The organism is Chloroflexota bacterium (assembly GCA_020850535.1).
In the GTDB taxonomy this organism is placed as follows: domain Bacteria; phylum Chloroflexota; class UBA6077; order UBA6077; family JACCZL01; genus JADZEM01.
The window spans coordinates 1-4,660 of record JADZEM010000001.1 but is presented as its reverse complement, the minus strand read 5'-3'; the positions used below and the strand labels follow the sequence as shown (position 1 = coordinate 4,660).

The 4,660-nt window shown below is 69.9% G+C and carries 5 protein-coding genes; 3 read left to right on the top strand and 2 right to left on the bottom strand.

Annotated features, from left to right (window positions below):
• Positions 1–35: 35 nt before the first annotated feature.
• Together IT306_00025 and IT306_00020 are read right to left on the bottom strand one after the other, a co-directional pair.
• Positions 36–950, bottom strand: coding sequence for a ParB/RepB/Spo0J family partition protein (locus IT306_00025; protein ID MCC7366778.1), 915 nt, complete (start codon positions 948–950; stop codon positions 36–38).
• 1 nt (position 951) lies between these two features.
• The gene (locus IT306_00020) at positions 952–1,713 is read right to left on the bottom strand and encodes a ParA family protein (GenBank protein ID MCC7366777.1); all 762 of its coding nucleotides are present in this window, start codon (positions 1,711–1,713) and stop codon (positions 952–954) included.
• Between the two features lie 223 nt (positions 1,714–1,936).
• On the opposite strand from IT306_00020, the gene IT306_00015 reads away from it, so the two are divergent.
• From IT306_00015 to IT306_00005, 3 genes are all read left to right on the top strand, one after another.
• Positions 1,937–2,392 (top strand): hypothetical protein, encoded by a 456-nt coding sequence (locus tag IT306_00015; protein MCC7366776.1) that lies wholly within the window; start codon positions 1,937–1,939, stop codon positions 2,390–2,392.
• A 4-nt stretch (positions 2,393–2,396) separates the two neighbouring features.
• The gene (gene mrdA / locus IT306_00010) at positions 2,397–4,310 is read left to right on the top strand and encodes a penicillin-binding protein 2 (GenBank protein ID MCC7366775.1); all 1,914 of its coding nucleotides are present in this window, start codon (positions 2,397–2,399) and stop codon (positions 4,308–4,310) included.
• 3 nt (positions 4,311–4,313) lie between these two features.
• Positions 4,314–4,660 (top strand): FtsW/RodA/SpoVE family cell cycle protein (locus IT306_00005; protein ID MCC7366774.1); only part of this gene is annotated, 347 nt, incomplete at its 3' end.

Sequence of the window (4,660 nt, the reverse complement as noted above, 5' to 3'; positions counted from 1 at the left end):
GCGCGACTTCGGTGCTCTCGGTGCCTGTTCGACGGTCATGGGGACGGGGGGACCTCGTGGTCGGGATGGACGGGGACGGCGGTATCGGTGTTGGTGCCGCCGGCACCGCGGGTGATGATCGAATACAGCCGATCGAGCTCCTCGTCGGAGTAGAACTCGATCACCAGGCGTCCACCGCGTCGCGTGCGAACGATGCCCACCTTGGTTGCCAGCACGCCACGCAGCTGAGCCTCGAGATCGAGCAGGTCCGGCGTCAGTGCCGCGCGTTGCCGTCCGGTCTGCTCGCTGCGCTTGCGGCGGACCAGCTCCTCGGTCTGGCGCACCGAGAGGCCGCGCTCGACGACCACGTCGAGGACCGCATGCTGCAGCTCAGCGATGGTGATGGCGGCCAGCGCGCGACCGTGGCCCTCGCTGATGCGTCCGTCCACGATGGCCGCGCGGGTGGCGGGTGCCAGGTCCAGCAGTCGCAGCGCGTTGCTGACCGCGACGCGACTCTTGCCGACCTGGCGTGCCACCGCCTCGTGGGTGAGGCCGAAGCGGTCGATGAGCTCGCGATAGGCCAACGCAACTTCGATCGGGTTGAGGTCGGCGCGCTGCAGGTTCTCGATCAGGGCCAGTTCGAGCGATGACTCCGCCGGCGCCTCGCGCACGATGGCCGGTATGGCGTCGAGGCCGGCCATGCGCGCCGCGCGCAGTCGACGTTCGCCGGCGATGAGCTGGTAGCCCCCGTCGGCCAGCGCGCGCACGATGATCGGCTGCAGGACGCCGTGCACGGCTATGGACGCTGCCAGCTCGCCGAGGGGCTCATCGGTGAACGAGGTTCGCGGCTGGTCGGGGTTGGCCGAGACGCGATCGAGCGGCAGCTGCAGGACCGCCCGCTCCTCCGACCCGGTCGGGATCAGTGCGTCGAGGCCGCGGCCCAGGCCGAAGGAACGCCCGTGCGCCGGCATGCTAGCCACGCGCCACGACCTCGCCCGCCAATTCGCGGTAGGCGCTGGCGCCGCGCGAGGCCGGGTCGTACAGGGCGATCGGCAGACCGTGGCTGGGCGCCTCGGACAGGCGCACCGAGCGCGGGACGACGGTGCGGAACACGGTCCCGTTCATGTGGCGCCGGACCTCCGAGGCGACCTGCGCCGACAGGTTGGTGCGCGCGTCGTACATCGTCAGCAGCACGCCGTCGATCTCCAGGTGTGGGTTGAGGCTCTCTCGGACGCGTCGGATGGTGTTCACCAGTTGGCTCAGGCCCTCCAGGGCGTAGTACTCGGTCTGGATCGGGATCAGCACCCCGTCGGCGGCCGTCAGCGCGTTGAGGGTCAGCAGGCCGAGCGACGGCGGACAGTCGATCAGCACCCGTTCATATGGCAGGTCCGCGTCCGACAGGCTGGCGGCCAGCCGGCGTTCCCGGACCGTTGCGCCCACCAACTCCACCTCGGCCCCCGCCAGTGCGGAGCTGGACGGGACCAGGTCGAGCCCGTCGATCCCGGTGTGGAGCACCAGTTCCCCGATCGGCGCGCGGTCGACGAGCGCCTCGTAGGCGGAGCGCTTGACGTTCCGCCGGTCCACGCCGAGGCCGCTGGTGGCGTTCCCCTGCGGGTCGAGATCGATGACGAGGGTGCGCGTTCCGGACAGAGCGAGGTAGGCCGCCAGGTTGATCACCGTGGTCGTCTTGCCGACGCCGCCCTTCTGGTTTGTGCAGGCCGTGATCCGGACCACGAGCGCTCCGGTGCGAGTTCAGATGGGCTCGCCCATTGTACTGCGAACGGCCGGTTGCCGCTTGAACCGGACGCGCTGGTGGCCCCCGCAACCAGGTTATCCACACCCATGTTTCACGTGAATCACTGCGCTAGACTGACCTCGCCCGCCCACCCGACCGCAAGACCCAGGGGGCACAGCCATCACGTATCTCAGCCCGCTTCTGGCGATCGTCCTGGGGATCGTGCACGCGGCGCTCGCCCCGGTCATCGTGGTTGGGGATGTCAAGGCCAACCTCGTGCTCGTGGGCGTCGTGCTGGCCGGCACCGTGGCTGGCTTCGGGCCCGGCATCACCTGGGCCTTCGTGGCCGGCCTCACCGCCAACCTGCTGGTGGGGGAACCGCTCGGATCCCTCCCGCTGGCGATGCTCATCGTCGCGGCCGGAGTGGCCGGGTTGGGCCGCTTGATCGGCCGCTGGAACCCGGTCTACCCGATCGTGTCGGGCGTCGCCGGTTCGGTCGTCGCTGACCTGGTGTCCCTCGGCGTGCGAGGGCTCGTGGATGGCGCGCCCATCGGCGCGATTCCGTTCGACGTCATCGTCGTGGCAGCCGTGCTGAACGGCACCCTGGTCGGGCTGGCGCTGTATCCGACGCGGGCCGCCCTGGCCCGCTGGGCGCCAGACGCGGTCAGGACGTGGTGAGCCCATGGCCGATGTGAACGACGGCCGTCTCGACCTGGCGCGCTCGCGCCCGCGATTCGTCGCCTTCGGCGCGGCCGCCGCGGTGCTGCTGCTCACGCTGGGCGGCCGGCTGTTCCAGTTGCAGGTGCTGCAAGCTGCCGTGTACGCCGACCGTGTGGCCGCCGATCGGACCCTCGAGGTCCCGATCCCCGCGCCGCGCGGCCTGTTGTTCGACCGGGCGGGGCGTCCGCTGGCGGTGAACGTGCCGTCGTGGACCGTCAGCATCCGGCCGGCGGACCTGCCCGAGACGGAGCGCGGACGGATCCTGGGTCGGGTCGCCGCACTGACGGGCACCTCGTCCGGCGCGCTGGGCGCGCGAATCGACGGGTATTCCGGCTCACCCTTCGACCTAGTGCCGCTCGTGCGCGGGGTGTCCCGGCAGGCCGCGCTGCTGCTGTCGGAGGAGGCCGATCGACTTCCGGGCGTGGTGGTGGGCGTGGACCCGGTCCGCCAGTACCTCGACGAAACCGGGGCGATCGGCGGCGCGCTGCTCTCCGACGTCGTCGGCTATACCGGCCCGATCGACGCCGCCGAGTTCGCCCGCCTGGCGAGCGCCGGCTATCTGCGAGACGACCCGATCGGCAAGGCTGGCGTCGAGGTCTCGTTCGAGGCCGTGCTGCGCGGCACCTACGGCGCACGGCTGGTCCAGCGCGATGCCAGTGGTCGGCAGGTGCGCGTGATCGATTCCATCCGCCAGCCGATGCCGGGCACGAACCTGGTTCTGACGGTCGATGCTGTGACCCAGCGCGAGGCGACGCGGGCGCTGCAGTGGGGCATGGACGCGGCCCACGTGAGCCAGGGCGTCATCATCGTCATGAACCCCCAGACCGGCGAGATCCTGGCCATGGTGTCGTTGCCGGCGTACGACAACAACAAGTTCGCCACCGGCATCGGCGCAGCCGACTACAACGCCTACCTGGCCGATCCGACCAATCCGTTGCGCAACCACGCCATCAGCGACATCTATCCGCCGGGGTCGACGTACAAGCTGGTCACCGGCATCGCCGCCATGGAGGAGGGGGTGACCACGCCGGACCAGCTGTGGCAGACGTACGGCTGCTACCAGATCCCCGGCGCGCCCGAGGGCGAGTGCCTGTACGACTGGAATCGGGCGGGCTTCGGCAAGCTGGACATGATCGACGCCTTCGCCATCAGCTCGGATACGTTCTTCTACCAGATGGCGGTGCACACCGGCATTGATCCCCTGGCGCGCTGGGCCAACGACCTGGGATTCGGCGAGCTCTCCGGCATCAGGCTGCCAGGCGAGGCGGCCGGCATCGTGGCCAGCACCGAATGGGCCCGCCGCCAGGGGCGCCAGGGCGTGTTCACCGGCGAGGTGGCGCAGGCGGGCATCGGCCAGAACGTCATCGCCGTCACGCCGCTGCAGGTTCTCGACGCCTACGCGGCGGTCGCCAATGGCGGCAACTTGATGCGCCCGATGATCGTTCGCGGCGAGGCCGACGACGCGGGAAACCTGGTCCGTGCCTACGAGCCGCAGCGTATCCGCCAGCTGGCCGCGTCGGATGCGTCGCTGCGCACGATGCGCATCGGGGCGCGCGAGGTCATCACCACGGGCCACGCCTACAACATCCGCGACCTGGACCTGCCCGGGGCGCTGTCCGGCAAGACCGGTACCGCCGAGTTCGGCGCGCCGACCGAGGGCGGAACGTTGCCGTTCCACTCCTGGTTCGTGGCCTACCTGCCCAGCGAGGCGGGCGCGACCGACGCCGACCTGGCGGTCGCGGCCTTCAGCTACTCGGCCGTCGTGCCCGGCAACGTCTCGACCGAGGTCGTGAAGTACTTCCTGCAACTCCACTTCGGGTTGGGCCAGGACCTGCGCCTCGACCCGAACGACTTCAGCCTGGTGGCCGGGAACTGACCGATGGGTGCCACGACTACAGCATTTGTTGAGACGTTCAGGGCGCGCGACTGGCGCCACTTCGACGTCCAACTGCTGCTGTACGTGCTCCTGCTGATCAGCTTCGGCATCGTCATGGGCTATTCGGCCGCCTTCAATGACCCGGGGGCCGGGCAGGGCATGTCGCAGACGGCCAAGACGGTGATCTGGGCCGTCATCGGCCTGACGCTGTTCTTCGTGGCCGCCAGCATCGACTACCGCTGGCTGCGGACGCTCGCGCTTCCCGTCTACGTGGCCGTCATCGGCATGCTGCTGCTGACCATGGCCATCGGTCGCAACCTGTTCGGCGCCCAGATGTCGGTCACCATCGC